The sequence below is a fragment of the Schauerella aestuarii genome (genome assembly GCF_009866805.1).
Classification (GTDB): domain Bacteria; phylum Pseudomonadota; class Gammaproteobacteria; order Burkholderiales; family Burkholderiaceae_B; genus Schauerella; species Schauerella aestuarii.
Window position 1 is genome coordinate 518,942 of record NZ_SIZW01000043.1, and the last position, 26,250, is coordinate 545,191.

At 61.3% G+C, this 26,250-nt stretch carries 22 protein-coding genes; 11 read left to right on the forward strand and 11 right to left on the reverse strand.

Annotated features, from left to right (window positions below; genetic code table 11):
- Positions 1-35: 35 nt before the first annotated feature.
- Positions 36-224, reverse strand: a complete 189-nt coding sequence (locus EYW45_RS21695) for a hypothetical protein (RefSeq protein ID WP_161137530.1) — start codon at positions 222-224, stop codon at positions 36-38.
- A 358-nt stretch (positions 225-582) separates the two neighbouring features.
- Between EYW45_RS21695 and EYW45_RS21700 the strand changes: the two genes are divergently transcribed.
- The 3 genes from EYW45_RS21700 (at position 583) to EYW45_RS21710 (ending at position 2,797) form a co-directional block, all read left to right on the forward strand.
- On the forward strand, positions 583-1,914 hold the full coding sequence (locus tag EYW45_RS21700) for an MFS transporter (RefSeq protein WP_161137531.1): 1,332 nt from the start codon (positions 583-585) through the stop codon (positions 1,912-1,914).
- 82 nt (positions 1,915-1,996) lie between these two features.
- Positions 1,997-2,497 carry a GNAT family N-acetyltransferase gene (locus EYW45_RS21705; RefSeq protein WP_161137532.1) on the forward strand — a complete coding sequence of 167 codons (501 nt, stop codon included), beginning with the start codon at positions 1,997-1,999 and terminating at the stop codon, positions 2,495-2,497.
- A gap of 3 nt (positions 2,498-2,500) precedes the next feature.
- Positions 2,501-2,797: a hypothetical protein gene (locus tag EYW45_RS21710; RefSeq protein WP_161137533.1), complete on the forward strand. Its 297-nt coding sequence runs from the start codon at positions 2,501-2,503 to the stop codon at positions 2,795-2,797.
- 25 nt (positions 2,798-2,822) lie between these two features.
- Here EYW45_RS21710 and EYW45_RS21715 read toward each other — a convergent pair whose 3' ends face one another.
- Positions 2,823-4,139 carry a PQQ-dependent sugar dehydrogenase gene (locus EYW45_RS21715; RefSeq protein ID WP_161137534.1) on the reverse strand — a complete coding sequence of 439 codons (1,317 nt, stop codon included), beginning with the start codon at positions 4,137-4,139 and terminating at the stop codon, positions 2,823-2,825.
- A gap of 242 nt (positions 4,140-4,381) precedes the next feature.
- Between EYW45_RS21715 and EYW45_RS21720 the strand changes: the two genes are divergently transcribed.
- Entirely contained in the window at positions 4,382-5,026 is a 645-nt protein-coding gene (locus tag EYW45_RS21720) for a GntR family transcriptional regulator (RefSeq protein WP_161137535.1), read from the forward strand.
- Positions 5,027-5,116: 90 nt separating this feature from the next.
- Here the strand turns inward: EYW45_RS21720 and EYW45_RS21725 are convergent, their stop codons facing one another.
- The 6 genes from EYW45_RS21725 to EYW45_RS21750 form a co-directional block, all read right to left on the reverse strand.
- Complete coding sequence (locus tag EYW45_RS21725; protein ID WP_161137536.1) at positions 5,117-5,785, reverse strand: RraA family protein; 669 nt, start codon at positions 5,783-5,785, stop codon at positions 5,117-5,119.
- A 79-nt stretch (positions 5,786-5,864) separates the two neighbouring features.
- Entirely contained in the window at positions 5,865-6,833 is a 969-nt protein-coding gene (locus EYW45_RS21730) for a Bug family tripartite tricarboxylate transporter substrate binding protein (RefSeq protein WP_161137537.1), read from the reverse strand.
- Positions 6,834-7,039: 206 nt separating this feature from the next.
- Positions 7,040-7,921, reverse strand: coding sequence for an NAD(P)-dependent oxidoreductase (locus tag EYW45_RS21735; RefSeq protein ID WP_235939226.1), 882 nt, complete (start codon positions 7,919-7,921; stop codon positions 7,040-7,042).
- Between the two features lie 109 nt (positions 7,922-8,030).
- Positions 8,031-9,017, reverse strand: coding sequence for a Bug family tripartite tricarboxylate transporter substrate binding protein (locus EYW45_RS21740; protein WP_161137538.1), 987 nt, complete (start codon positions 9,015-9,017; stop codon positions 8,031-8,033).
- 47 nt (positions 9,018-9,064) lie between these two features.
- Positions 9,065-10,108 carry a hydroxyacid dehydrogenase gene (locus tag EYW45_RS21745; RefSeq protein ID WP_161137539.1) on the reverse strand — a complete coding sequence of 348 codons (1,044 nt, stop codon included), beginning with the start codon at positions 10,106-10,108 and terminating at the stop codon, positions 9,065-9,067.
- 225 nt (positions 10,109-10,333) lie between these two features.
- Positions 10,334-11,233, reverse strand: a complete 900-nt coding sequence (locus EYW45_RS21750; protein ID WP_161137540.1) for a LysR family transcriptional regulator — start codon at positions 11,231-11,233, stop codon at positions 10,334-10,336.
- A gap of 130 nt (positions 11,234-11,363) precedes the next feature.
- Here EYW45_RS21750 and EYW45_RS21755 point away from each other — a divergent pair, with 130 nt between their 5' ends.
- The 3 genes from EYW45_RS21755 to EYW45_RS21765 all read left to right on the forward strand — a co-directional run bounded on the left by EYW45_RS21755 (position 11,364) and on the right by EYW45_RS21765 (position 15,524).
- A complete protein-coding gene (locus tag EYW45_RS21755) occupies positions 11,364-12,554 on the forward strand; it encodes an alpha-hydroxy acid oxidase (protein WP_161137541.1) in 1,191 nt (396 codons plus the stop codon).
- Between the two features lie 161 nt (positions 12,555-12,715).
- Positions 12,716-13,720, forward strand: coding sequence for a Bug family tripartite tricarboxylate transporter substrate binding protein (locus tag EYW45_RS21760; RefSeq protein ID WP_161137542.1), 1,005 nt, complete (start codon positions 12,716-12,718; stop codon positions 13,718-13,720).
- Between the two features lie 37 nt (positions 13,721-13,757).
- Entirely contained in the window at positions 13,758-15,524 is a 1,767-nt protein-coding gene (locus tag EYW45_RS21765) for an IlvD/Edd family dehydratase (protein WP_161137543.1), read from the forward strand.
- 110 nt (positions 15,525-15,634) lie between these two features.
- On the opposite strand, the gene EYW45_RS21770 is transcribed toward EYW45_RS21765, so the two are convergent.
- Complete coding sequence (locus tag EYW45_RS21770; RefSeq protein WP_161137544.1) at positions 15,635-16,528, reverse strand: LysR substrate-binding domain-containing protein; 894 nt, start codon at positions 16,526-16,528, stop codon at positions 15,635-15,637.
- A 254-nt stretch (positions 16,529-16,782) separates the two neighbouring features.
- Between EYW45_RS21770 and EYW45_RS21775 the strand changes: the two genes are divergently transcribed.
- Together EYW45_RS21775 and EYW45_RS21780 are read left to right on the forward strand one after the other, a co-directional pair.
- Entirely contained in the window at positions 16,783-17,205 is a 423-nt protein-coding gene (locus tag EYW45_RS21775; RefSeq protein ID WP_161137545.1) for a DUF2244 domain-containing protein, read from the forward strand.
- A gap of 747 nt (positions 17,206-17,952) precedes the next feature.
- A complete protein-coding gene (locus EYW45_RS21780; protein WP_161137546.1) occupies positions 17,953-20,433 on the forward strand; it encodes a sensor domain-containing protein in 2,481 nt (826 codons plus the stop codon).
- A 29-nt stretch (positions 20,434-20,462) separates the two neighbouring features.
- On the opposite strand, the gene EYW45_RS21785 is transcribed toward EYW45_RS21780, so the two are convergent.
- Both EYW45_RS21785 and EYW45_RS21790 read right to left on the reverse strand, forming a co-directional pair.
- Entirely contained in the window at positions 20,463-23,129 is a 2,667-nt protein-coding gene (locus EYW45_RS21785) for an ATP-binding protein (RefSeq protein ID WP_161137547.1), read from the reverse strand.
- A gap of 223 nt (positions 23,130-23,352) precedes the next feature.
- The gene (locus tag EYW45_RS21790) at positions 23,353-23,694 is read right to left on the reverse strand and encodes a c-type cytochrome (RefSeq protein ID WP_161137548.1); all 342 of its coding nucleotides are present in this window, start codon (positions 23,692-23,694) and stop codon (positions 23,353-23,355) included.
- A 644-nt stretch (positions 23,695-24,338) separates the two neighbouring features.
- On the opposite strand from EYW45_RS21790, the gene EYW45_RS21795 reads away from it, so the two are divergent.
- Both EYW45_RS21795 and EYW45_RS21800 read left to right on the forward strand, forming a co-directional pair.
- A complete protein-coding gene (locus EYW45_RS21795) occupies positions 24,339-25,154 on the forward strand; it encodes a hypothetical protein (RefSeq protein WP_161137549.1) in 816 nt (271 codons plus the stop codon).
- Positions 25,155-25,221: 67 nt separating this feature from the next.
- Positions 25,222-26,205: a SphA family protein gene (locus tag EYW45_RS21800; protein ID WP_161137550.1), complete on the forward strand. Its 984-nt coding sequence runs from the start codon at positions 25,222-25,224 to the stop codon at positions 26,203-26,205.
- The last annotated feature ends 45 nt before the right edge of the window (positions 26,206-26,250 follow it).

Consider the following 26,250-nt stretch of genomic DNA (forward strand, 5'->3'; position numbering starts at 1 on the left):
CGTGAGAGAAGGGGGGGGCTTGCCGGCGAGGGGTGTCAGGTGGGCTTGCCGGCAGGCGTGCGCGCGGGATCGTTTGCTCTGCGCCGATCGGCTTCCGATGACAACGCGGGCGGGTCGCTGGCGGGAAAACTTTCGTCGCCAGCCTCGTCGATCAAATCTTCCGTATGTTGCGCAGCGGTGGGCGTGACCGCTTGCGGCGGCGTGGATGCGGGCGCTTGGCTCATCGAGGGTGCTCCTGGCTAAGTTGACGCAGGCAATATGCTCCGCCCTGAAAAGCAGGCACCGCCCATAGCGGGCGGCTCACAGGGCTGTACGCGCAAGCCGCGCGGCGTCCGTCGTCAACCTTCTGATGATACGCCTGTCGTTGCGACCATTCGGTAGCATGTATACTGTCCACACGATGAACGTTTGCCGTGACGCCCTTTCGATTATGACCAGCCTACTAGCCATTCAGGGCTTGTTGGGCTGATCGTCGTAGCTGCTGTCCATTACCGCACGACGCTCATTCACTTTCAGACAAGCCCGCATGCACACCGCTGCGGGCTTTTTTGTGTTCTCTTTTGTGTATCTACTCTCTTTGCCATGACACCCGCTGATTCTGCCGCAGTACACGCCGCCGCCCGTCCGTTGGAGCGCAACGACTACAAAACCCTGGGCCTGGCTGCCTTGGGCGGCACGCTGGAGTTCTACGACTTCGTGATCTTTGTATTCTTTGCCGTCACGCTGGGGCATTTGTTCTTCCCGCCGTCCATGCCGGGCTGGCTGGTGCAACTGCAGACGCTGGGCATTTTCGCGGCCGGTTATCTGGCGCGGCCGGTGGGCGGCATCATCATTGCCCACTTTGGCGACAAGCTCGGACGCAAGAAGATGTTCACGCTGTCGATCCTGTTGATGTCGGTGCCGACCTTCGTGATCGGCGTCATGCCGACGTATGCCAGCATCGGCATCGCGGCGCCCCTGTTGCTGCTCGCGATGCGCGTGCTGCAAGGGGCGGCGATCGGCGGTGAAATGCCTGGCGCCTGGGTGTTCGTGGCCGAACACGTGCCGGCCAATCGCTATGGCTTCGGCATTGGCACGTTGACCGCAGGCATCACGGGCGGCATTTTGCTGGGCTCGTTGATCGCCATCTTCATCAATCGCACGTTCGCTGCCGAAGAGATCCTGGACTACGCCTGGCGTATCCCGTTCATCATCGGCGGCGTGTTCGGTTTCGTGTCGGTGTACTTGCGTCGTTTCCTTGGTGAGACACCGGTGTTCAAGGAGCTGGCGGCCAAGCGTGCGCTGGCTCGTGAGCTGCCCGTCAAGACGGTGCTGCGCGAGCACCGCCAGGCTTGCCTGGTGACGGCCGGGATGACGTGGTCGCTGTCGACCGCCGTCGTCGTGCTGATTTTGATGACGCCCACGTTGCTGCAGACGCAGTATGGGATCTCGATTCCGTCTTCACTGGTCGCCAACTGCGTGGCCACGCTGATGCTCACGTTGGGTTGCGTGCTTTTCGGCTGGCTGACGGACAAGATCGGCACCCGCGCGACGTTGGTGCTGGGCTGGGGCGGGTTGGCCATCGCCAGCTATTGGTTCTTCGCCAGCCTGCCGGGCATTACGCATGAGAGCCTGGTGTTTCATTACGGTCTGGTGGGGCTGTTCTGCGGCGTGATCGCCACGATGCCGATCGTGGGAACGCGGGCGTTTCCGCCGGCGATCCGTTTTTCCGGGCTGTCGTTTGCCTATAACGTGGCTTACGCCGTCTTCGGCGGCTTCACGCCAGTGCTGACGCAATTGTGGTTGCAGCAGGATCGCATGGCCGCTGCCTACTACGTGGGCGGGGTGTCGATTCTGGCGATCCTGATCGGGTTAGTTCCGCTGGCGGCGTTCGGCTGGAAGCCGGTTCGCGACGTCGGGGGCCGCACGGCATAAGGAAACACCTAGTGCGGACGATCGTCGTAGACTGCTGGCGTAATCGGTATTGATTCCGGTTTTTTCCCGCAGGAGACAACGATTGACCATTCATATACGCCCCGCGCTGGAAAGCGACGTGGCCGTCATTCTCCAGTTCATCACTGAGCTGGCGGTGTACGAAAAAGCCGAACACGAGGTGCTGGCCACCGAAGCAAGCTTGACCGCCACGCTGTTCGGGCCGAACGCGGTGCCGAGTGCGCTGATCTGCGAGCTGGACGGGCAGCCGGTGGGATTCGCGATCTACTTTTTCAGCTACTCGACGTGGTTGGCCAAGAATGGCCTGTACCTCGAAGACTTATACGTGTCGCCGAGCGGTCGCGGGCGGGGCGCTGGCCGGGCATTGCTGCAACATCTGGCACGTGTGGCGGTGGATCGCGATTGCGGGCGCTTCGAGTGGAGCGTGCTCGATTGGAATACGCCGGCGATCGACTTTTATCGCGCGGCTGGCGCCAAGCCGCAAGACGAGTGGATACGTTACCGTATGGCTGGGGACGATCTGAAAGCCTTTGCAGCGTCCCCGGATATCACACAGGAAGTTTGAATCATGCTTTATGGACTTGAAAGCGGCGAGCTCGAAAAATGGTTGCGCGTGGTGGCTGAAAACGAAGCTGCCGGTCGCACACGCACGCCGGTGCCCCAGAAATTCGTCGACATGCTGGTGAGCCTGCGCGTCGTGCGCCCGGATTCGCTCGGGTTGTTGCGCGTGACGGATAAGGGCCGGCTTTCCCTGCGGATGGCTGCGCCTGATGCCCTGCACAAGCAGGAAGATCCGGATGCCGCCAAACGCAAGGATGATGGTGTTGAGGATGTAGACGGCCCCCAGGGTAGCGACGACCGTTGAGGACGCCATACGGATTAACGACGGGCTAACGCGCGCTGACGCGCCAGATGGTGTTGCCGACATCGTCGGCAACCAACAACGCGCCGGTTTGATCGACGGCGACGCCCACCGGCCGGCCACGCGCCTGGCCGGCATCATCGACGAAGCCCGTCAGCACGTCGAGCGGCGCGCCCGCAGGGCGGCCGTCGCTGAAGGGCACATAAATCACCTTGTAGCCACTGCGCGGCTGCCGATTCCACGAGCCGTGCTGGCCGACGAACGCACCGCCTTGAAAGCGTGCGGGCAACTGCTTTGCCGTGTAAAAAACCAACCCCAGCGATGCCGTGTGCGTGCCCAGCGCGTAGTCCGGTGCAATCGCTTGTGCGACCAGATCGGGGCGCGGCGGCTGTACCCGCGTGTCCACATGCTGACCGTAATAGCTATAAGGCCAGCCGTAGAATGCGCCGTCTTTGACGGACGTCATGTAGTCCGGCACCAGATCGCTGCCCAGCTCGTCGCGTTCGTTCACCGTGGTCCACAGTGCTCGGCTGACGGGTTCGAACGCCAGACCATTGGGGTTTCGCAGGCCTGTAGCGAAAGGGCGGGCGGCTCCTGAGGCGATGTTCACCTGCCAGATTGCGGCCCGTCCGCTTTCCTGCTCGATGCCGTTTTCGGCGACGTTGCTATTGGATCCCACCGTTACGTAGAGATGAGCCCCGTCCGGGCTGGCGATGACGTTCTTGGTCCAGTGATGGTTGATGGGGCCCGCGGGTAGATCCATCACCTTGACGCCAGGCGCCGTGATTTGCGTATCGCCACTGCGATAGGGAAAGCGCAGCAAGGCATCGGTGTTGGCCACATAGAGGTCGTTGCCGACGAGCGCCATGCCGAACGGCGAATTGAGATCCTGCAGCAGCACGGTGCGCATATCGGCTACGCCATCGTGGTTCGTGTCGCGCAGCAGCACAATGCGGTTGGCGGTGGGGGTGCCGGCGCCGGCGCGCTTCATCACCGTGCGCATGGCCCATCCCTTGATGCCACGACCATCGTCGGGCTTGGGCGGCGCATTGGTCTCGGCGACGAGCACATCCCCGTTGGGCAGCACATACAGCCAGCGCGGGTGATCGAGATCGCGGGCAAATGCGCCGACCTGCAGATCCTCGGCCGGCGTGGGAAGCGTGCCTTCCGGCCAGCCGACGGCGGGTGCGATATTCACCGTGGGTATCAGGGTGGTGGTGGGCGCCGGAAGGGTAGGCGTGGGTCCAAACCCGGCCTGCTCGGGATATTTGGCCATTTCGCCGCACGCGGATAGCGCGAGGGCCAACACACTGGAAAGCAGAGAAACGATGGCAAGACGACGCATGGCGCTACCTTGAAGGCTGCTTGATTGCGCTTGCCGCATCGGCGATGTGGCGCGCATGGGGAAGTATTCGCGTGGCCGGCAGGAAGCGGAAGCCTTGTTTGCGCGATGCCCGATGCAACGTGTGGCGGCGGGCCTCGCCCCGTATAATTCGGGTTGTCGCCGGGCAAGGCCTGCGGGCCTGTTGACCGCTCGAACTCACTCTGGCGACGTCGATCTTCAGCCGTCCATTCGATAAAGGTGTTATGGCAAACGTGCGCGATGTGGTCTATGCGGAATTAAGGCGCAAGCTGATGTCGGGCGCATTTCTGCCAGGCGAGCGTTTACGTGAAGAGCACATTGCGAGCGATCTTTCGGTGAGCCGCACGCCGGTGCGCGGGGCGATCCAGAAGTTGGTCGCCGACGGCCTGGTGCGTTTTGAAGAGCATCGCGGCGCCGTGGTGGTCGGCTGGACCGATCGCGATATCGAAGAGGCCTTTGACGTGCGGTTGCTGCTCGAGCCGCATGCAGCCGGCGTGGCTGCAGTGCACGCGACGGCGGCGGAGGTGGATGCGCTCGAGGCGCTCAATCAGCAAATGCTCGACGCCGTTCAATCCGACGATCCCGATCGGGTCGATCGTATTCAGCAGATCAATAACGCGTTTCACCACCAGTTGATCGACGCGTCGCATTCGGCGCGCCTCAAATCGTTGGTCGAAAGCTTTCTCGACATGCCGATCATCATTGGGTCGTTCTATTTCTACACCACGCAGGACATGCTGACGAGTGTGGAGCATCATCGTCAGATCATCGCGGCGCTCAGGGCGCGCGACCGCGCGTTTGCCGAAGTGGCCACCCGATATCATCTGGCGGCCACACGAATGCTGTTCCAGAATCAGCGCAAGCACTGAGCACATGGGTTCACTCGCCGCCTGCGCGCCGTGACGCGCAGGCTGGCATCTCGCTCGATGCCAACGTCCATCAAGCGAGATGGCCGGTGCTCACATGATGCAGCCGAGTGCCTTCAGGCGTGCATCGACCCAACTGGTGTCGAACTTGCCGGCCGCGATATCGGCCAGCATTTTCTCTTCCACGACATGCTTGTCGCTGGCGGCTTTGTAGGCGGCTTCGACCTGATCGAACGGGATGCTCAAGAGTCCGTCTTCGTCGCCGAGGATCAGATCGCCCGGCTCGATGGTCATGCCGTCCAAGGCGATGGTGCAGTTGATTTCGCCCGGGCCATCCTTGTAGGGACCGCGGTGGGTGATGCCAGCCGCGTACACCGGGAAGCTGCCCTTGCGCAAGGTGCCCGCATCGCGGATGGCGCCGTTGATGACGATGCCGGCCAGTTTGCGCGTTTGTGCATAAGCCACCATGATTTCGCCGATGATGGCATTGGTCAGGTCGCCACCGGCGTCCACGACGATGACGTCGCCGGGCTGGGCGATATCGAGCGCCTTGTGCACCATCAGGTTGTCGCCCGGGCGCGTGCGCACGGTGACGGCGGCACCGGCCAGCAGCGTGCCGTCGTGCATCGGGCGCAGCCGCGCGCCGCCGGCCGTCATGCGCGACATCATGTCGCTGATATTGGCTACCGGAATGGCGGCGAATTTCTTGACGGTGTCGGCGCTGACGGCGCGGGTGCGGGTGTGGATTTGAAAGCCAATCATGATGTCTCCAATGTGAAAAACGAAAGGGACGTACCTGGACTATCCCGGGTACGTCGCTCGGCATTAAGAACGGACTGCGTTATTGTGGCTCGATGCCGGCGTCCTTGACGATTTTGCCGAAGGTGTCGTGGTCGGCCTTGTGGCGCTTGGCCAGATCGTCGGGCGTACCGCCGATGACGCTGTAGCCGCTTTCCTCGAGCTTCTTGATCAATTCGGGATCGCGCAGCGTGTCGTTCAGCGCGGTGTTCAGCGTTTTAACGACCGCGTCAGGCGTTTTTGCCGGTGCCATCAAGCCCCACCAGATGCTTTGATTGATGTCCTTGTAGCCGCTTTCCACGAAGGTGGGCACATCGGGCAGGGCGGGCGAACGCTGCTCTGCCACAACCGCCAGGGCGCGCACCTTGCCGGCCTTGATCTGCGGCAAAAGCGATGCGACCGAGCCGGTGTAAAGCGCGATGCGCTGGCTCATCAGATCGGGGAACGCTTGCGACCAGCCGCGATACGGCACATGCGAGAGCTGCATCTTGGCGGCTTTGCCCCAGAGATGGCCCAACAGATCGCCGGTGCCGCCCACGCCGGGAATGCCCAGCGTGATCTCGTTCGGTTTTTCCTTGGCGGCTTTCTCGACATCTGCGATCGTTTTGTACGGCGAATCCGGCATGACCACAAACACACTGGGTGAGGTCGCCACCAGTCCGACGGGCGTGAAACTTTTGAACGTGTCGTACGAGAGTTTGGTGTATAGCCAGGGATTGAGGACGATGTTGTCGGTTTGCGCCATGACGAGCGTATGCCCGTCGGGATTGGCCCGCGCTGTGCTGTCCAGTGCCAGGTTGCCGCCGGCGCCAGGCTTGTTCTCCACCACGATATTCCACTTGGTCTTGGCCGAAATGCTGGTGGCCACCATGCGGGTGAGGGTGTCGGTGCCGCCGCCGGGCGGGAACGGAGAAATCATGCTGATGGGGCTTTGCGAGAGATCGGCCGCTGTCACCGCGAAGGCGCATGCCGACAGGGTTGCCAGGGCGGCGAGTTTGCTCAGTGCTTTCATTGTCATCCTCCGAAATCTTGGTTTTTTCTTATCTTTCGATCGCGACGATCACAGGCTCTGTGGATCGGGGTCGCGACGATAAAAAATGGTCAGTGGTCTATGGATATAAAGGTCTATGGGTGATGGGTCTCGACGATCAAACGGTCTATGAGTCTAAGAACTTAAACGTCGTGACCGTCCAACGTTGCATGGGTCGAAGCGGCTAATCAAACCGACGGCCGTGACGATTCGGCGTGTTGCCGCAGCCACGTCAGACTGCCCTCGATCGTGTTGTCGATCGGTGCCGTCTCGGCGTTCAACGCGTTGGTGGTGCGTTGAAACAAGGCTTCCACACCGTCCAGCACCAACGGCTCGAGATCGTCGAGCCGCAATTGTCGTTTGGCTTCTTGTACTTCGGCCAGGCGCCGTTTCGCGTGAATCACATGGGTGCGCACGCACGCTTCGAGAAAGCTGGGCAGCGGTGTTTGATCGACATCGGAAAGCACGTCGTACAGGGTGTGCCGCAAATCCTTTTTCTCGGCGGCGACCAGGCATTCGACCGCGAGCGCTTCAATGCCCTTGGTGAAGATGCTGCGCAGCAGTTTCAGGGTGGCGGCATCGCCCGCGCGATCGCCAACGGCCTTGATCGGCGCACCGATAGACGCCAGCAGCACACGGATATCTTCCGCACCGATGCCAGCGCACAGCAGTGGCGTCTTGTGTTTCGTCATGCTGATGCCGCCCGTGATCGCCACGTCGACCAGGCGCACGCCGTGAGCAGTCGCTTGCGCTGCCGCGCTGGTCATGTGCGCTGGGTTGGCGGTGGTGAAGTCGGCGTAGATTGCACCGGGCGTCATCAGCGGCAGCGCGCGGTGAGCGACGTCCAACGCCACGCCGCCGAACACCGCGCTGATCACCACCTCCGCATCGGCCAGCCAGGCACCGGGCGCCGTTTGAACCCTTGCGCACAGTGCTTCGGCCAGAGCCCGCAGCGCATCCGTAGGGCGCTCGTCGCAAAGATCCACCATCTGGTGGCCCGCTGCTGCGAGCGCCTCGGCGTAGCATCTCCCGACCTCGCCGCATCCTATGAGGCTTATTTTCATGTTCATCAGTACAAAAAAAATACAGAATGATGTTGTAGCGTTGAAAAAGAAGCCAAGATATGCGGGATTACCCGGTATATAGAATGCGAACGAAAACAACCGAAATACAATTTGCCTACTGATCAATCCAGGGCATCTGTTTCCACAGCGCCTGGAATTCGGCTTCGCCGCGCGCAAGTTCGCGGGAATAGTCGTCAGGCGTCAGGTAGCGCAGCGGGGCGAAAAGTTCGGCCGCCTTCGCTTGAAACTCGGCATCGGCCAGCGTTTTGGCAATTGCATCCACGAGCTGCTTGCGCACTTCGGGCGGCAATCCCTTGGGCGCGGCAAGGCCGCGCAGCGACGCCAGTTCGTAGTCGTAGCCCTGTTCCTTGAAGGTTGGCACGTCGGGCAGGATCACCGAGCGCGTCTTGCCCATTTGCCCGAGGAAACGGATCGGCGTGCCGCCTTTCTGATAGGCCAGCGCTTCACCCACGTTGATGGCTCCGATCATGATTTCGCCACTGGCCACCGCGCCGCGTACCTCACCCGCACCCTTGTAGGGAATGTGGCTGAGCTGCGTGCCGGATACCTTCTGGAATTGCAGCATCGCAAGATGATCGTCGGAGCCGGTGCCTGTGGTGCCTACCGTGACCTTCCCGGGATTCTTCTTCGCGTAATCGGCCAGTTCGGCCAGCGTCTTGATGGGGCTGCTGTTCAATACCGTAAAGGCACCTGGATCGTCGACCACGTTGCCCAGCAGATCGAAGCTCTTCCAGTCGAAGGTCGACTTGCGTTCGATCGGGATGGTGAGCATGTTGGGCGTGTTGACGAAGCCGATGGTGTAGCCGTCTGCCGGTGCGCGTGCCACTTCTGCAAAGCCGATGGCGCCGCCCGCGCCCGGGCGGTTGAGCACCACGATGCGGGCACCGTTGCCCAGGTATTTCTGGATGAAGGGTGCCATCATGCGCGCGACCAGATCGGTGCCGCCGCCGGGTCCGTAGGAAACGATCAGATTGATGGGATGCTCGGGATAGGTGGCCGCGTGTGCCGCGGGCGTGAGGCCCATCAGCATGGCGCTACCGATGGCGAGCGAACCGAGTACGGCGCGTCTGTTCTTGTTCATGTGTTGTCTCCTCAAAATCTATTTATGGGGTGTTGACGTCGATCGGATCAGCCCAGCTTCAACGCCTGGATACGTGCCAGCGCAGTGGGCCACACTTCCGGGTTCACCAGCTTCGGCGGTCGCCGACCGTGCAGCATCGCAAGGATCTGTTCTGCGGACGACACGGCCACGTTGCGGCGCGCTTCGTGTGTGACGCCGCCGGTGTGATAGGCCGCAACCACGTTGGGCAGGTGCAGCAGGGGCGTATCGCGGGGGGGCGGTTCTTGCACCCACACGTCCAGGCCGGCGCCGGCCAGATGGCCGGACTGCAATGCGGCCAGCAAAGCGGCTTCGTCGTGAATGCCGCCACGTGCCGTCGAAATGAAAAGCGCACCCCGCTTCATTGCTGCGAAGGCATCGGCGTTCATCATGCCGCGTGTGGTGGCGTCCAGAGGGCAGTGCAGCGATACCACGTCCGCTTGCGCGATCAGGTTCTCGAACGTGCGCGGTTCGGCGCCACGCGAGCGGATCTCGGCGTCGGTGAGGTGAGGGTCATAGGCCAGCACGTCCATGCCGAAGCCGCGCGCGATGCGAGCGGTGCGTGTGCCGATTTCGCCCAATCCGATGAGCCCCATCGTGCGGCCGTGAATCTCGTTGCCCATCACGTCTTCGCGCGAGAAGCCCACATCGCGTTGCAAACGTGTATGGGCTTCGACGACACGTTTGACGATGCCGAGCAGCAAGGCGAACGTGTGCTCGGCCACCGAGTTGGCGTTCGCGCCCGCCTGGTTGACGACGGCAATGCCGGCTTGTGTGCACGCGGCCACATCGACCGTGTCATAGCCCGCGCCGCCTGACGATACGCACACCAGATCGGGGCATTGCGCAATGAGCGCGGCATTGACCTGCCAGGCGACGGGCACTTCGTCTTTCGCGGCCGAGACGTGGTACGCGTGGGCCTGGCGCAGGCCCGCCAACGTGCGCGCATCGTCGCCGCGCGACGGCAGCACTTCCAGCGAGACGCCGGGGTCGGTGGCGATCAAGCGGTCGAAGGCATCGTTCAGCCAGAGGTCCAGCCGGCGCACGCGCGCCGTGTGGGCGATGTCGTTCATAGTCTCCGTTCCAGATGAAGGTGGGGCGCGCGTTCTCGGTCGCGCTTCTTTTGTCAGGGTGCATGCGACAGGTCGTGCGCCGTCGCTGCGCTGCGTCTTCGGCGGGTCAGGCGCCGTCGCCGTTGCCCCCGCGCGGTTGCGTCACATTGTGCGCTTTGTTGCTTCTAAAAAACGCCGGGTGACTGTTGGCTTTTAGTGTGTCTCGGTGTGCGCGGGGGCGAGCGCTCAGATGAGGCAGGTTGGCGCATGGAAATCCACGGTTTGCTGGGCGAGTTCACGTATCGCTTGCACCATCGGGCGGGTGTCGTCGCGCCGCCATTGATAGGTGTAGGTCAGCGGACGCAGGGGCGGGAAGTGCGGCAAGGGCGCCAGATCGCCGCGTGCGATCAGCAACTGGGCCCATGCGGTGGGCAGAAAGCCCACACCCAGACCTTCGCGAATCAATCCCGCGACGGCGCCCCAGTTATTGCAACTGAGGTGGCGGCCGGGCGCGGCGCGCTGATCGGTCAGCCATGCATCGAGCATGCGCACGGTGCCGGCACTTTGCGGCAACGTGACCAGCGTGAGGTCGGCCAACGCTTCCGGCGGCAAGTCTTCGGGATGCGGTACGGCGCGCCGGGTGGTGACCCACTCGAACCGGGCTTCGCCGATCACGCTCGAGGCGATGGCGGTTCGGGTCGAAGGGCCGGCGATGATCGCGAAATCCAGTTCGCCTTCTTCCAGACCTTTTTCGAGCCATTCGCCCACGTCTACCGTGGGTTCGATCGATAGCGCAGGATGTGCCGCCTGGATGGCGGAGATGAGCTTCGGCATCCAGCTGAGCGAGGTCAATTCGCCCACGCCGAAGCGGCAGCGTCCGGAAAGCGTCATGCGATTGCTGGCGCGGCGCGTGAACTGATCCGCACTGCGCAGCAGTTCCTTGGCATGCGGCACGAGCTGTTCGCCCAACGGCGTGAGCGTGGCGCTGCGCGCGGTACGCGTGAAGAGGTCGGCACCGATCGAGATCTCCAGCTCGGCCAAACGCTTGGACAAGGACGAAATCGAGATATCGAGACGGCTGGCGGCAATCGCGAAGTTGCGGCAGGTGGCCGCCCAGTAAAAGGCTTCGAGCTGTTTGAGCGTCATGGCAAAACTCTGGCGCTGGCGAGAGCGAATAAAAGTGAATGAAAAGCGATCGATAAACGCGCTTTATTCTGATCTCACCTTGGCCTATAGTCCATGACTTAAATGACAACATCTCGGAGTGGCGCACGCCATGCGCCACTTTTTCGATCCGGGGGAGACCCAAGCCGTGCCGAAGTCGCTGCGTCAATTTCTTAGCTTGAACGATTTCCAGCCTGCCGCCGAGCGGGCCTTGCCCAAGCCGATCTTCGCCTACGTGGCGGGCGGCGTGGAAGACAACATGTCCGAGCGCGCCAATCGCGCGCAGTTCGATCGATATGGATTCGTGCCGCGCGTATTGGTGGACGTGTCCAAGCGCGATCAAACCGTGGAGATCTTCGGCCGCACATACGCGGCGCCTGTGGGGTTGGCGCCGATGGGGATTTCGGCGATGTCGAGTTATCGCGGCGACATCGTGCTCGCCCGCGCGGGGATGGACGCAAACGTACCGGCGATCATGAGCGGGTCGTCGTTGATCCGGCTCGAAGAGGTGATGGAACAGGCGCCCGGCACGTGGTTTCAAGCGTATCTGCCGGGGGATAGCGAGCAGATACGCGCGCTGATCGATCGTGTGGCGGCCGCGAAGGTGCAAACCCTGGTGCTCACGGTAGACACGCCGGTATCGGCGAATCGCGAGAACAATGTCCGCGCCGGATTTTCGACGCCACTGCGCCCGAGTCTGTCGCTGGCCTATCAGGGCGTCACGCACCCGCGCTGGCTGTTCGGCAATTTTCTACGCACGCTGTCGCGCCATGGCATGCCGCACTTCGAGAACAACTATGCCAAGCGCGGGGCGCCGATCGTGTCGGCCAACGTGCTGCGGGATTTTTCCGACCGCGGGCATTTGAACTGGACACACGTGGCCGCCATCCGGCGGCAATGGAAAGGCACGATGGTGATCAAGGGCATCTTGTCGGCCGAAGATGCCGCGCTTGCGCGTAACCACGGCATGGACGGCATCATCGTGTCCAACCACGGCGGCCGGCAGCTCGACGGCACGGTGGCGCCGCTGATCGTGTTGCCCGAGGTGGTGGCCGCGGCTGGCGAAATGACGGTCATGCTCGATAGCGGCATTCGCCGCGGCACGGATGTGCTCAAGGCGTTGGCGCTGGGCGCGAAATGCTGCTTCGTTGGCCGGCCGTTCAATTTCGCGGCCGCGGTGGCGGGCCCGGAAGGCGTGAAGCATGCCATCGGCCTGATCGTGGCAGAGGTGCAGCGGGATATGGGGCTGTTGGGGGTGACCGATCTGAAGGCGCTCGACGCTGCATTCTTGCGCCGGTTGTGAGGGCGATTGCGGGTCGTTCGTTACTGGGAAGTTCAGGCAAACCCCAAGAATCTCTCGCATAGAACCCAATAACTCGATGGTTTGACCATGGCCGGCACTCCAATAATGTTGATGCGGCACCCCTCGACGGGGCCGCCTACGACATAACACGGAGACCCGACATGCCCCAATTCGTTTTCACCCAACGCCGCCGCATCCTCAGCGCCGCGGGCGCCGCCATGCTGACCTGTGCGCTGGGCGCGGCGTCAGCGCAAGCCGCCGAGTACCCCGATCGTCCTTTGCGGATGGTGATTCCTTATCCTCCCGGTGGCGCTACCGACGTGGTGGGCCGGGTGCTGGCCGCCAAGCTGTCCGACGAGCTCAAGCAACAGGTCGTGGTGGAAAACCGGGGTGGCGCGGGTGGCAACCTGGGCGCCGATGCGGTGGCGCGTGCCGAGCCCGACGGCTACACGTTGCTGATGGGCGCGATCACCTCGCACTCGATCATGGCGACGCTGGAAAAGCCGACGATTTCGTACAAGCTGATGGACGACCTGACGCCGGTGGCCACCGTGGCCGCCGTGCCGCTGGTGTTTGTGGTCAATCCCAACGTGCCGGCCAAGTCGCTGAAGGAGCTGATTGCTTACGCCAAGGCCAATCCGGGCAAACTCACGTATGCCTCATCCGGTGCGGGCGCCCCGCAGCGCATGGGTGCGGAATTGTTCAAGCGCCAGGCCGGCGTCGATATGCTGCACGTGCCTTATCGCGGCAGTGGCCCGGCAATGACCGATCTGGTGGGCGGTCAGGTCAACACCATGGTCGAGACCGTGCCTGCAGCCTTGCCCTTCATCAAGAGCGGTCAATTGCGTGCGCTCGCGGTGACCACGCCCGAGCGCATCTCGATGCTGCCCGACATGCCGACGGCTGCCGAAGCGGGTTTGCCCGGTTTCGAAGTGGCCTCGATGTTCGGTATCCTGGTGCCCGCCAAGACGCCGGCGCCGATTGTCGAGAAGCTCAACGCCGCCGTCACACGCGTCTTGCAGATGCCCGATGTGAAGGAAAAACTGTTGCAGCAGGGCGCGTATGCCGTGGCACCGGCCTCCGCGCCGGAAGCCCGCAAACGTCTGCAGGCCGAAGTCGATATGTGGGCCAAAGTGATCGCCGACGCCAAGATCACGCTCGAATAAGCACGAATCACTACCTGTTTTCAGTACAAGGAAAGTCATGTCTTCGAAGTCATCCAAAGATAAGCCCGAGACCGAATCCGCGACCGGCATGCGCCGCGGCCTGACCAGTTACGGTGATACCGGCTTCTCGCTCTTTTTGCGCAAGGCCTTCATCAAAGGCGCCGGTTTCACCGACGACGCGCTGGGCCGGCCGGTGATCGGCATCGCCAATACCGGCAGCGGCTATAACCCCTGTCACGGCAATATGCCGCAGTTGATGGAAGCGGTGAAGCGCGGTGTGATGCTGGCGGGCGGCTTGCCGGTCGAGTTTCCCACGATCTCGATTCATGAAAGCTTTGCCGCGCCCACGAGCATGTATCTGCGCAACTTGATGTCGATGGATACCGAGGAAATGATTCGGGCGCAGCCGATGGATGCGGTCGTGTTGATCGGCGGTTGCGACAAGACGGTGCCGGCTCAATTGATGGCAGCTGCCAGCGCCCGCGTGCCCGCCATTCAACTCGTGACGGGCTCGATGCTGACCGGTTCGCATCGCGGTGAGCGCGTTGGCGCATGTACCGACTGCCGTCGTTTCTGGGGCAAATATCGCGCTGAAGAAATCGACGACACCGAAATCGCCGATGTGAACAACCAATTGGTGGCGAGTGTGGGCACCTGTTCGGTGATGGGCACCGCAAGCACGATGGCGTGTATTGCCGAAGCGCTGGGCATGATGGTGCCTGGCGCGGCTTCGCCACCGGCCGTGACTGCCGACCGCATTCGCATCGCCGAGCTGACGGGCACGCAAGCCGTGCGGATGATCGGCCAGAATCTGACGCCGGATCGTATTCTGACGCCGAAGGCATTCGAGAATGCCCTGCGGGTGCTGCTGGCCATCGGCGGGTCCACCAACGCGATCGTTCACCTGACGGCCATTGCCGGCCGTTTGGGGATCAAGATGGATATGGAAGCGTTCGATCGCATCGGCAAGGAAACGCCGGTGCTGGTCGATCTCAAACCGTCGGGTCAGCACTACATGGAAGATTTCCACAAGGCGGGCGGCCTGCGCACGTTGTTGCGTGAGCTGCGGCCTCTGCTGCACCTCGATGCCTTGACGATTACGGGCCGCACGCTGGGCGAAGAGCTCGACGACGCGGGCCCGGCGTTCACGCAGGATGTGGTGCGTCCCTTCAACAACCCGATCTACGCGCAGGGCGGCATCGCTGTGTTGCGCGGCAATCTGGCGCCCGGCGGTGCCATCATCAAGCAATCGGCGGCCTCGCCGGTGTTGATGGAGAAGGAAGGGCGCGCCGTCGTCTTCGACGATCTTCAGGATCTCGCATCGCGGGTCGATGATGACGACCTGGACATTACCGCCGACGACTTCATGGTGCTCAAGGAGATCGGCCCGGTGGGCGCGCCCGGAATGCCGGAGGCCGGTTATATGCCGATCCCCCGCAAGCTGGCGCGTGCCGGCGTGAAAGACATGGTACGTATTTCTGACGGCCGCATGAGCGGTACGGCATCGGGCACGATCGTGCTGCACGTCACGCCGGAATCCGCGATCGGCGGGCCGTTGGCGTTGGTGAAGAATGGCGATCGCATTCGCCTGAGCGTGGCCAATCGTGAATTGTCGTTGCTGATCAGCGATGCCGAGCTCGCGGAGCGGAAATCGAAGTGGCAGGCCAAGCCGGCACGCGAGGAGGATCAGCGCGGTTACCGCAAGCTCTTCCTCACCACGGTGACTCAAGCCGATCAAGGATGCGACTTCGACTTCCTGCAGGGTTTGGGCGACGGTGGCAGCACGCCGGTCGGCAAGCCCTGAGGCGAACCCGTCGGCCGGTCGCGATCCAGGCCGGTCGGAAGCCATGGGCAAGCTGGTCGGGCAGAGTTGGACATGCCCGGCCGGCAGGCTCCCTGCGCCGTCGTGAACGCCTAATCGCCGTCGAGTGCAAGTGCCGTCGGAAACACCGTCTGCGCTTCGCGCAGGAAGGCTTCGGCCAATTGGGCACGCGGCCCGCGCTCTTGCCATACAAGCCCCACGCGCCGCACAGGCGCCCGACCGGGCAACGGAATGCGCGCGAGTTCATAGCGGGTCGACCAGAGCGACGACCAATCCGGCAACAGCGCCACACCCAGGCCTTGATCGACGAGTGCGGCCACGCCGAGCAGGCTGTCGATTTCCAGGCGTTGATGGGGGCTGATGCCTTGATCGCGCAAATAGCGGTCAGCGAGCTGCCCCCCCAACACCGATCGGTCGTAGCGGATGAAGGGTTGCGTGCGCAGCAGCTCGAGCGGATCGCGGCCCGCCATCGCGGCGGGCGCCACCACGACCAGAATCTCTTCCATCAACGATTGCCATCGGCAGGTCTTCGCAAGCGAGAACTGCGGCTGGACGACGACCGCCGCATCGAGCTCTCCCGCACCTACCTGGCGGCACAGTTCGACCGATGACCCCGGCGTGACAAACACCGACAAGCTAGGATAAAGGTCGTAGAAGCGTTTGAGCACGGGCGGCAGCACACTCGTCATGGCGGAGACGAACACCCCGAGGCGTAACTCGCCGTAGGGCGCGGTGTCATCCACCAGCGTGGCCAGATCACGGGCGTCGCGCAGGAGGGCGCGCGATCGTTCCAGAATTCGCAGGCCGGCATCGGTCGGCCGCACGGAACGTCCAGCGCGTTGGATGAGCGACAAGCCGAGTGTTTGCTCCAAGGCTTTGACACGCGCGGCCACCGCCGTCGACGTCAGATCCAGTTGCCGTGCGGCCTGGGCGAACGAGCCGCTGTCGGCCACGGTGACGAAACTCTGCAGGTACCGAATATCCACGTGATTTCTCGTTTTAAGCGACTATTGCACCGCACAAATTATTGACAGACTTGCGAGCGATCCACATAATCGGTCGATGACGGATTCTTGCATCCGATCTCGATCCGCTCGCAAGGCTTTGCATCATTCGCCTTCTCTCGGGCCACGTCACACTGCCGGCGTGTGACCTTTCCGCTGTCACGACACCAGGGTTCACCATGCTCAACCCCGCGTTTGTGTTTGCTGTGCCGCAAAATTCGGCACCTCGGTGGTCTTTGAAACGCACCATCACACCGCGCCAGTTCCTGGCCGTGGTCAGCACATTATGTATCACGGTGATCTTGCTGAGCAGCGGCCTGAGCTTGGGCGGTATGCACGTGGAAGCGATGGCGTGCCTTGCTGGACTGCTGGTGATCGGCGTGGCTGCCTATGGCTTCGCGCGCCACGCCCGCGATGGCGAAACAATCCTGTTGCGCAGCGACGGGCAGTTGCAGATCGACGTGGTGCTTGGCGCGCAGTGCAGCACCGTGCTGCTGAACCCGCAACGGGTTCGCATGTCGCCCCTGCAGCCGCCGCAAAATCTCATCTGGCTGCACCACGGATCGAAGGTGCTGCAGATCGGCCGGGCGGTCACGCCGGCGCGGCGCGCGGCCTTCGCTGCCGAACTGAAACCGCTGCTGGCGCGCAGCGCTGCCTGAAACTTCTCGTTTTCAGTATGAAACGCTGACGCAGCGATATTCGTCGCGTGCCCATCTCGCATGCGATCGCACCGCTATCGCGCTCCTATCGCACTACCGTTGCACTCTCGTTGCACCCCCATCGCACCGAAGTCGCACCTAAGTCGCGCATGGGTATCTTGCGCGTCCCATCATCGCGGCTTTGATATTTGCCGGCTGTCGCGAATGATGCCAAGCGCACTGTGACCAATCGGTGACACATTTCCAGGCATTGTCCCGCGATGATTTTCAACGCCGCGCTGAATATTATTAGCGGTCGAGAATAGCGATGACATCAAAATGAAAGGATTGCGATCCGATTGCGTGGCGTCATCGGCGTTGAAACAGCCGAGCGTGGGTCGCAGGTCATCCCGTCGGCCGTGCTTGACGGCGCGACCCGCGGTGGCTAGTGCGCGGCCGCGCGTAAGCAACGAGGACGGGCGAGTAACGGCGGCGGATAGGGCGATGACGAATAGACAAGACGGACGGCATGCACGTAATAGACGCAGTACACGTGAAGGACGCAATACGCGTAATGGCGCTTCTTCGGAATGAATGTGATATTTAAGGAAATATATATTTCATGTCTTAATTAATTAAAATCTGAGTCGTTAAAAGCGTTCAGGACTCTTCTGCTTTTTACTTAAAGCGTGAAGGTTCGTGTGGTGGGAGCCGCGCCAAGCGCGTGTTTGATGTTTGATTCCCACCGCGATTTTCTGGCAGAACGAAATGAAAGACGACTCGAATGTGATGTATCGCCTGCTTGTGGAAAGCGTGGTCGACTACGCCATCTACATGCTGCTTCCGGATGGCACCGTCGCCAACTGGAACGCCGGCGCCCAGCGCGCCAAGGGCTACACGCGCGAAGAGATCGTCGGCAAACATTTCTCGTGCTTCTACAGCCCGGAGGATCAAGCGCTCGGCATGCCGCAGCGTGGCTTGAAAACGGCTACCGATACCGGTCGATTCGAGGCCGAGGGGTGGCGTTACCGCAAGGACGGTACGGCGTTCTGGGCACACGTGGTGATCGATGCAGTGAAGGACGCCACCGGCACGTTGATCGGGTTCGCAAAAGTCACCCGCGATTGCACCGAGCAACGGCGACGGCAAGCCGAGCAGATGGAACAAGAGCGCAAGTTTCGCCTGCTCGTGCAAGGCGTGACCGATTACGCGATCTACATGCTCGATCCCACCGGATGCATCGTCAACTGGAATGCCGGCGCGCAGCGCGCCAAGGGGTATCTCGAACACGAAATCGTCGGTCGCCATTTTTCCTGCTTCTATGGCGAAGAAGATCGGCGGGCCGGGTTGCCCGAGGCGGGCCTGGAAACGGCCCGCAGCACCGGCCGCTTTGCTGGCGAAGGCCTGCGCTACCGCAAGGACGGCTCCGCGTTCTGGTCTGCGGTCGTGATCGACGCGATTCGCGACGAATCGGGCGTGATCATCGGTTTTGCCAAGGTAACGCGCGACATCACCGAGCGGCGGGCCTACGAGCAGCAGTTGCTGCAAGCCAAGGAATTGGCCGAGCAGCACAGCGAGCGCACGGCCGCACTGTCGATTTTTCTCGATACGGTAATCGCCAATATTCCCTCCTGTGTGATGGTGCTCGATGCCGTCACGCGCGACATCCTGCTGGTCAACCGGCATGCCGAAGCGCTGTTCGGCCATCGGCGCGACGAATTGATCGGTGCCAAACCGATCGACTGCATGGCGCCGCGCCTGAGCGGCTACATAGAGCGATTGTCCGATGCGGCGTTGCGCACGGAAGGCCGGCACAAGAACGAAGGGCAGGTCGAGACGGCGCAGGGGCCGCGCATGTTGCGTACGACGACCATGGTGATCCGCGGCACGGATTCGCGCACGAGTTATGTGCTCTTGATCGCCGATGATGTGACGGACGAACACGCGGCCAATGCGCGCATTCATCACATGGCCCATCACGACAATCTCACCAGCTTGCCCAATCGGGAGTTGTTTCGTCAGCGGTTGGACAACGCGCTGGACGAGACGCGTTCGTCGCCGCGCATGACCGCCACGCTGTGTCTCGATCTGGACAATTTCAAGCATGTGAACGATGCCCTGGGCCATCAGGTCGGCGATGAACTGCTGCGTGCCATCGCGAGCCGGCTGCGTAAAGTATTGCGCGAGCAGGACACGCTCGCGCGCGTGGGGGGTGACGAGTTCGCCATCGTGCTGCCCGGCTTGAAAAGTGAAGAGGACGCGCATCTCACCGCACGGCGTTTGATCGAGGCCGTGCGCCCTTCATTGATCGTGAATGGCCACACGCTCAGCGTGGGCCTGAGTGTGGGAATCGCCATGACCGGCAATGGCATGGACAGTTCGGATGAACTCTTGCGCAGTGCCGATATGGCGCTGTACGAAGCCAAGCACAACGGCCGCAACCGGTTTGAGGTGTTCCGCGCCGAGATGGACGAGTCGGCACGCAAGCGGCGCGAGATCGAGATCGATCTGCGCGACGCGATTTCGCAGGGGCATTTCGCTTTGCACTACCAACCCATCACCGACAAACATCATGAGCGCGTCGTGGGTTACGAAGCCCTGTTGCGCTGGCATCATCCGGTCAAGGGCATGATCATGCCGATGGACTTCATCCCGATCGCGGAAGAAACGGGCCTGATTCACAATATCGGCGCGTGGGCACTTTACGACGCTTGCCGCGAAGCCGCGCGGTGGCCCAGCGACCAAACGGTGGCGGTGAATTTGTCGCCGGTTCAGTTCAAGAATGCCGGATTCGTGGCGATGGTCGAATCGGCGCTGAACGACGCCGGCCTCCCTCCAACCCGACTGGAGCTGGAGATCACCGAGTCGGTCATGCTCGACAGCACACAGGGCAATCTCGAGATTCTGCGACAGCTCAAGGCGATGGGCGTGCGCATTGCACTCGACGATTTCGGCACGGGCTATTCATCGCTCAGTTATCTGCGATCCTTTCCGTTCGACAAGATCAAGATCGATAAATCATTCATTCACGATATGAAGAAGAGCCCGGAAGCCCTAGCGATCATCCGCGCAATCACCGGCATGAGCCGCAGTCTTGCGATCGAGACCACCGCCGAAGGCGTTGAAACCCTGGATCAGTTCGACCAGCTCAAGAGCGAAGGGTGCTCACTCTTTCAAGGGTATTTCTTCGGGCGCCCGCAGCCGGTATCGCTGCTGCTCAAAGGCTTCGTGTCGCCGGCTGCTGCGTAGCGCGTGCTGCGTCGTGCGGTGCACGACGGTTACGCTGCGTCGCTGTGCTGCATCAACTCGCCGACCCGCTCGGCCAGCACGTTCAGCGCAAACGGCTTTGTCAGCAGGTGCATGCCCTGTTCGAGCTGCCCGTTGCCGATCACGGCATTTTCCGCGTAGCCGGTGATGAAGAGCACTTTGAGTTCAGGACGGTGTTGGCGCCCGCCGTCGGCGACCTGGCGGCCATTGATGCCGCCCGGCAAGCCCACGTCGGTGATCAACAGATCGATCGCGATGCTCGACTGAAGAATGGTCAGCGCGGCAGCGCCGGTGTCCGCTTCGATGACGGTGTAGCCGGCTTCGGTCAAGGACTCCTGCACGAGCGCCCGAATCGCTGTTTCATCATCGACCAGCAGCACGGTGCCTGCGCCGCTCACGGCCGGCGGCACTTCGGCGACCGGCGCAGGTTCGGCCTCGGTGCCGCGTACGTCATGACGCGGCAAATAAATGCACAACGTAGTGCCCATGCCCACTTCGGAATACGCACGAACCTGGCCACCGGATTGGCGCGCAAAACCATACACCATCGACAGTCCCAGACCCGTACCCATGCCCAGGGGCTTGGTCGTGTAAAACGGTTCGAAGATTCGTGCGATCACTTCGGGGGACATGCCGGTTCCGGTATCCGTCACGCACAGTGAAATGTACTGTCCTGGTGGCAGATCGCGTTCCTTGGCACTGCGCTCGTCCATCCACTTGTTGGCCGTTTCGATCGTGAGGCGGCCGCCATCGGGCATCGCGTCGCTTGCATTGATGCACAGGTTGAGGAGCGCATTTTCGAGCTGATTGCGGTCGATCTGGCTGGACCAGAGTCCCGCTGCACCCACCACTTCTACCGTTACGTGCGGGCCGATGGAGCGCCGGATCAGGTCTTCCATGCCCTTGATGAGGATATTGACGTTCGTTGGGCGTGCATCGAGCGTTTGCCGCCGCGAGAAGGCGAGCAAACGATGCGTCAAGGCGGCGGCCCGTTTGGTGGCGCCTTGACCGATGGCGATGTAGCGCTCCAGATCGCCGGTTTCGCCGCGCTGCAAGCGGCGATGCATCAATTCGAGGCTGCCGCTCACGCTGGCCAGCAGATTATTGAAGTCGTGCGCCAGCCCGCCCGTGAGCTGTCCCACCGCTTCCATCTTTTGCGCCTGGCGCAACGCGCTTTCCACCAGCTCGCGCTCGCGCGCCTGCTCGCGTAACCGCTCCAGCGCAGCTTCCAGATCCGCGGTGCGTTCCTGAATACGGACTTCGAGGGTTTCGTTGATGCGCCGCAGATCGTTCTCCGCGACCACCTTTGCGGTCACGTCGTAGCCTTCGGCGAAGATGCCCGTCACGGCACCGGTCTCGTCAATGATCGGCTGAAAGACGAAGTCCAGATAATGCTTGGCCGGTGCTTCTTGCGGCAGGGTGGTGATCATCACCGTCATATCCTGCCCAACGAATGGACGACCGGTGCGATACACCTCGTCCAGCAAATCGAAGATGGCCTCGTTGCCGCCCTGGGGGAGAATGTCGCGCGCGGTAAGACCTTCCACGTCGCTGCGGCCCACCAGGCGTCGATAGGATTCGTTGACCAACTCGTAGCGATGGTTGGGGCCACTCAATACACAGATAAAACCGGGCGACTGCTGGAACAGTCCGCGCAGCCGGTCGCGCTCTTCGGTACGCACTTCGAGCGCGCCGATGTGATCGAATGCGGCCGCAATCTGCCCCGCCATCAGCTCGACGAAATCGACATCACCGTCCACACCGGGCCGGTAGGGGTTGAGGCCGGCGACCAGGTAACCCGTGGCGAACTCCTGCCCCTTTGCCGTCAGTGGCACGACGGCCATCTTGCGGATGGGCTTGTTCCACGGCCCCGACGGCAAATCGTCCGCTTCGGGCAGGTCGATCAGGTAGGTCGACTTTCCTTTGATCGGTGGCCGGGCGATACCGGGTGGTGCATCGCACGTCCACATCATTTGCGGGGCGAGACGATGACCTGCTTCCACACCCACAGCACCTGCTAGGCGCGGTTCGCCGCTGTCGTCCAGGAAATACAGCGCGGCAAACGGCACATCGTGACGCGCCTCGCCCAACGCGGCGCATACGGCGCGCGTCAGATCGCGACGATTGTCTGCTTTCGTAATGGCCGCCGCCGTTTCGCGCAAGCTACGCAGGCGGCGCTCGCTGATGACGCGATCGGTATCTTCGGATACGGCGCAGAAAAGGCCTTCGATATCACCGGTGTCACCCACCAGCGGGCTATACGAAAACGTGTGATAGGTCTCTTCTTCGTAACCCGCCCGGTCGATGATCAGCAATAGCGCGCGGTCCCAGGTGGAGGCCCCATCGTGATAGACCGAATGGATGCGATCCTTGACGTCATCCCAGATCTCCGACCACACGTCGCGCGTTGGGCGTGCGAGGGCTTCGGGATGTTTGCGGCCGAGCGTGGGGCGGTAGGCGTCGTTATAGAAAAACGCGACATCAGGTCCCCATCCCACCCACATCTCGAACTTCGAGGTCAAGAGAATGCGCAGTGCAGACTTGAGCGTCTGCGGCCAGTGCTCCGGCGGCCCGAGCGGCGTTTTCGCCCAATCGTGGCGCCGCATGACATTGGCCATTTCGCTGTCTCCGACAAAGATGTCGGCATAGGGCACGGCGATACGGATGGCGTCAGTCATGAAATTCGGGGGTTAGGGGTTGGCCGCCGTCGCCGGTCGCGTTCAGAATGGCATTTAGCGGGTAATCACGAAGCAAGTCTCGCACCCGAGCGATATCCGAAAGATCGACAGCTTACCGCCAAGTGCATTTGACGTTGTTTCGGGCGCCCGTAATACATACACAGAACGTAAGTGCATGCCGCCCAAGCTGAGGGGCAGTCCGCCGCGCGGCTCAGCCCACGCCTTATTGCACGCGAGAGATCATGTAATCCACGGCGGCTTTGATTTCTTCGTCTGAGCAGGTTGAACAGGTGCCCCGTGTGGGCATCGACCCATAACCTTTTATCGCGTGCCGGTAAATCAGTTCCCGGTCTTGCGCGATGCGTGCGGTCCATGCCGCTTTGTTCTTCAACGTAGGCGCCCCACTCATGCCCAGATCGTGGCACGACGTGCACTTTGCCGCGTAGACCTCATCACCTGGACGAACGGGTTTCGTCATCGGTTCTCCGGCGTGCACCGCATCGGCTGCTATGACGCCCAATAACAGTGCACAAATGGATGTCAAACGCTTGAGATGAAATGTCATGATGTGCTGAAAAATGGATTAGCAAACAAATAGTGCGAAATTGCCGATATTCGCAAATTTCACAGCAATGGATTGTTGCAATATATTGTGAACTAATCTGGATGCAAATCTTGCCGGTCGTGTCAGAATAAACCCATCGAACTTCGGTTTAATGCATCTGCCAAGTATTAAATAATAGGCAAGCAAGAAGTTCGTAGGCGTCGTACGCAGTCCCATGCTGTTGCATCTACGCGTTCGTCGCGTGGGAGAGATGTGATGAAGCTCGGAATGTTTTCAGCCGTCCCCGTAAATTGTACCGCTGCGCACTCTGCCCGGGAAAGAAGAGAGCGCTTCACCCCTGTTGGCTCGACAGCCTCTCTGATCGTCTCCTGGCACCAGGCGTTTGCGCCAGTGCCCTGCAGGCGCAGGCAGCCAACGATTGCACGGCTATAGCATCTTCAGTCGCTAGCCGATGCCGTGGTTTTCCTACGGCGCATTCGGCATCGTTACGCACTGGGTTTCTGACCGGAAATGAATATTCATTTTCGCAATCAGTATCCGCCAAAAAATATTAAATAAAATTCGCTGAATATGCGAGGCACTGTTTCGCCTTAGTTTAAATAAATTTTGGCTAAAAAAATCGCATTTTTATATAGGGGTGGATAATGTCAGGTGCCTGTGATCCAGCTTTAGGCGCGCTGCGCTGCTGCGCTGCCGTATCGTCAGGTATCTTCGCCCTAGGCGTTGCATCGGCGCAGGAGACCACCGGAGACGCCAACAAAAGCAATAATCCGTTGACCGCAGCGTCATCGCTAGGCCTGCAGAACTATTACACCCCGAGTCTGTTCGGCTCGAATGCCCATACCAATGATTTTCTTTTGCGTCCCACCGTGCCGCTGGCACCCGGTGATTGGATCAAGGTGCCTCAAATTTTGCGCGGCACGATTCCGATCAGCACGCGGCCCACAAGTAATGGTGATTACAAAACAGCGTTGGGCGACGTCAACGTGTTCGATATCTTTCTGTTCGATTCAGGTCGAGGCATGCAGCTCGGCGTAGGGCCATTGCTGACGATACCGACGGCAACGCGGCCTGAGTTGGGCGCGGGAAAGTGGTCAGCGGGTCTTGCGGCCGTCGTCGTAGACCCTTCCCCCAAGCGGTTGATCGGCGCGTTGGTGCAATGGCAGCACTCCTTTGCCGGCCAAAGCAGCCGCCCCACGGTCAACACGGGATCATTCCAGCCGTTCCTGATCTACAACCTGCCGCAGGGGTGGTATCTGAGATCGACAGCGACGTGGAGCTTCGATCTCGATCGCGGCAACTACTACATCCCAGTGGGGGCCGGTGCCGGAAAAACTTGGCGCGACGGGAAAACCATTTTCAACCTATACGCCGAGCCGCAATGGACAGTCGCGCGAGCAGGGCCGGGGCTACCGCAGTTCACTGTTTTGCTTGGCCTGAACATGACGTTCGGGCACTGACCGACCGATCTATCGCAAGCACGAAAAAAAGCGCTCAAGCGGCGCCATCATCTCAGAAGGGGTAGACATGATCACGGTATTCAATACCTTGGGTCGCTGGATCGTTGCGTCTGTCGTGTCCAATCCAATGCGTGCCATCGCCGCAATGGGCGCACTGGCGATGTGCGTTCCAGCGGCGGCCACAGAGGGCGGGATGGGCCGCCCGATCACTGGCATGCAGATCACCCCCTATGCCGGCATCGTGCCCCCGGATCCTGGTCTAACGTTGTCGCTTTCTACGATTTACTACAAAGCCAGTCAGGGGCGCACGAGAGAGACGGCGATCGGAAACTCGATTCGGGCTGGGCTCGATATCGAAGCGTCGTATACGTTGGCAAACGCGATTTATGTGTGGGACACGCACGATCCGCACTGGAACTTCGCCTCTGGTGTGGGTATGCCGTTGCAATACACGCATGCGTCGGCTTTCCTGAACGATCGCCGGATATCGGATCACTCGACGAATTTCGCCGATATCCTGTTGATTCCCATCATGGCGAGCTATCACTTCAGTCCAACCTCGCACATGGCGCTGGGTTTGCAGATGTATGCGCCAACGGGGAGCTACGACTCGAACCGCCTGGCCAACGCAGGTCAGAACGTGTGGACGTTCATTCCCAATCTTTCGTACACGCATCTGTGGCCCAAACAGAATCTTGAGTTCAGCGCGACCTGGGGACTGCAGGTCTATACGCGGAACACAGCAACGGATTACCACAGCGGATTGCTCAACACGGTTGACGCTACGTTGATCAAACGCTTCGAGAATGGCTTTGGCTTTGGCGGCGTGGTGGGCTGGATTCAGCAACTGCAAAACGACAAGGGCACGCTGGCGGATCGCCTCGACGGCAACAAAGGCTATGCGCTCGGCCTGGGTCCGATTGCCACCTGGACGCACAAGCTCGACAAGGAACACAGCCTGAACGCATCGTTCCGCTGGATCAATGAGATAGACACGCGCCACCGCCCCAAAGGTAACGCGTATCTGCTCAATCTCACGGCATCGTTTTAACGCTGCTTCGCCGTCTCGACGACGGCGAAGCGCAAGTCAGCGACG

Excerpts from the sequence above, each read along its gene's own strand:
- EYW45_RS21695 (WP_161137530.1), bottom strand. The coding sequence starts at position 224 with ATGAGCCAAGCGCCCGCATCCACGCCGCCGCAAGCGGTCACGCCCACC.
- EYW45_RS21700 (WP_161137531.1), top strand. The coding sequence starts at position 583 with ATGACACCCGCTGATTCTGCCGCAGTACACGCCGCCGCCCGTCCGTTG.
- EYW45_RS21710 (WP_161137533.1), top strand. The coding sequence starts at position 2,501 with ATGCTTTATGGACTTGAAAGCGGCGAGCTCGAAAAATGGTTGCGCGTG.
- EYW45_RS21715 (WP_161137534.1), bottom strand. The coding sequence starts at position 4,139 with ATGCGTCGTCTTGCCATCGTTTCTCTGCTTTCCAGTGTGTTGGCCCTC.
- EYW45_RS21720 (WP_161137535.1), top strand. The coding sequence starts at position 4,382 with ATGGCAAACGTGCGCGATGTGGTCTATGCGGAATTAAGGCGCAAGCTG.
- EYW45_RS21725 (WP_161137536.1), bottom strand. The coding sequence starts at position 5,785 with ATGATTGGCTTTCAAATCCACACCCGCACCCGCGCCGTCAGCGCCGAC.
- EYW45_RS21730 (WP_161137537.1), bottom strand. The coding sequence starts at position 6,833 with ATGAAAGCACTGAGCAAACTCGCCGCCCTGGCAACCCTGTCGGCATGC.
- EYW45_RS21735 (WP_235939226.1), bottom strand. The coding sequence starts at position 7,921 with ATGAACATGAAAATAAGCCTCATAGGATGCGGCGAGGTCGGGAGATGC.
- EYW45_RS21740 (WP_161137538.1), bottom strand. The coding sequence starts at position 9,017 with ATGAACAAGAACAGACGCGCCGTACTCGGTTCGCTCGCCATCGGTAGC.
- EYW45_RS21745 (WP_161137539.1), bottom strand. The coding sequence starts at position 10,108 with ATGAACGACATCGCCCACACGGCGCGCGTGCGCCGGCTGGACCTCTGG.
- EYW45_RS21750 (WP_161137540.1), bottom strand. The coding sequence starts at position 11,233 with ATGACGCTCAAACAGCTCGAAGCCTTTTACTGGGCGGCCACCTGCCGC.
- EYW45_RS21755 (WP_161137541.1), top strand. The coding sequence starts at position 11,364 with ATGCGCCACTTTTTCGATCCGGGGGAGACCCAAGCCGTGCCGAAGTCG.
- EYW45_RS21760 (WP_161137542.1), top strand. The coding sequence starts at position 12,716 with ATGCCCCAATTCGTTTTCACCCAACGCCGCCGCATCCTCAGCGCCGCG.
- EYW45_RS21765 (WP_161137543.1), top strand. The coding sequence starts at position 13,758 with ATGTCTTCGAAGTCATCCAAAGATAAGCCCGAGACCGAATCCGCGACC.
- EYW45_RS21780 (WP_161137546.1), top strand. The coding sequence starts at position 17,953 with ATGAAAGACGACTCGAATGTGATGTATCGCCTGCTTGTGGAAAGCGTG.
- EYW45_RS21785 (WP_161137547.1), bottom strand. The coding sequence starts at position 23,129 with ATGACTGACGCCATCCGTATCGCCGTGCCCTATGCCGACATCTTTGTC.
- EYW45_RS21790 (WP_161137548.1), bottom strand. The coding sequence starts at position 23,694 with ATGACATTTCATCTCAAGCGTTTGACATCCATTTGTGCACTGTTATTG.
- EYW45_RS21795 (WP_161137549.1), top strand. The coding sequence starts at position 24,339 with ATGTCAGGTGCCTGTGATCCAGCTTTAGGCGCGCTGCGCTGCTGCGCT.
- EYW45_RS21800 (WP_161137550.1), top strand. The coding sequence starts at position 25,222 with ATGATCACGGTATTCAATACCTTGGGTCGCTGGATCGTTGCGTCTGTC.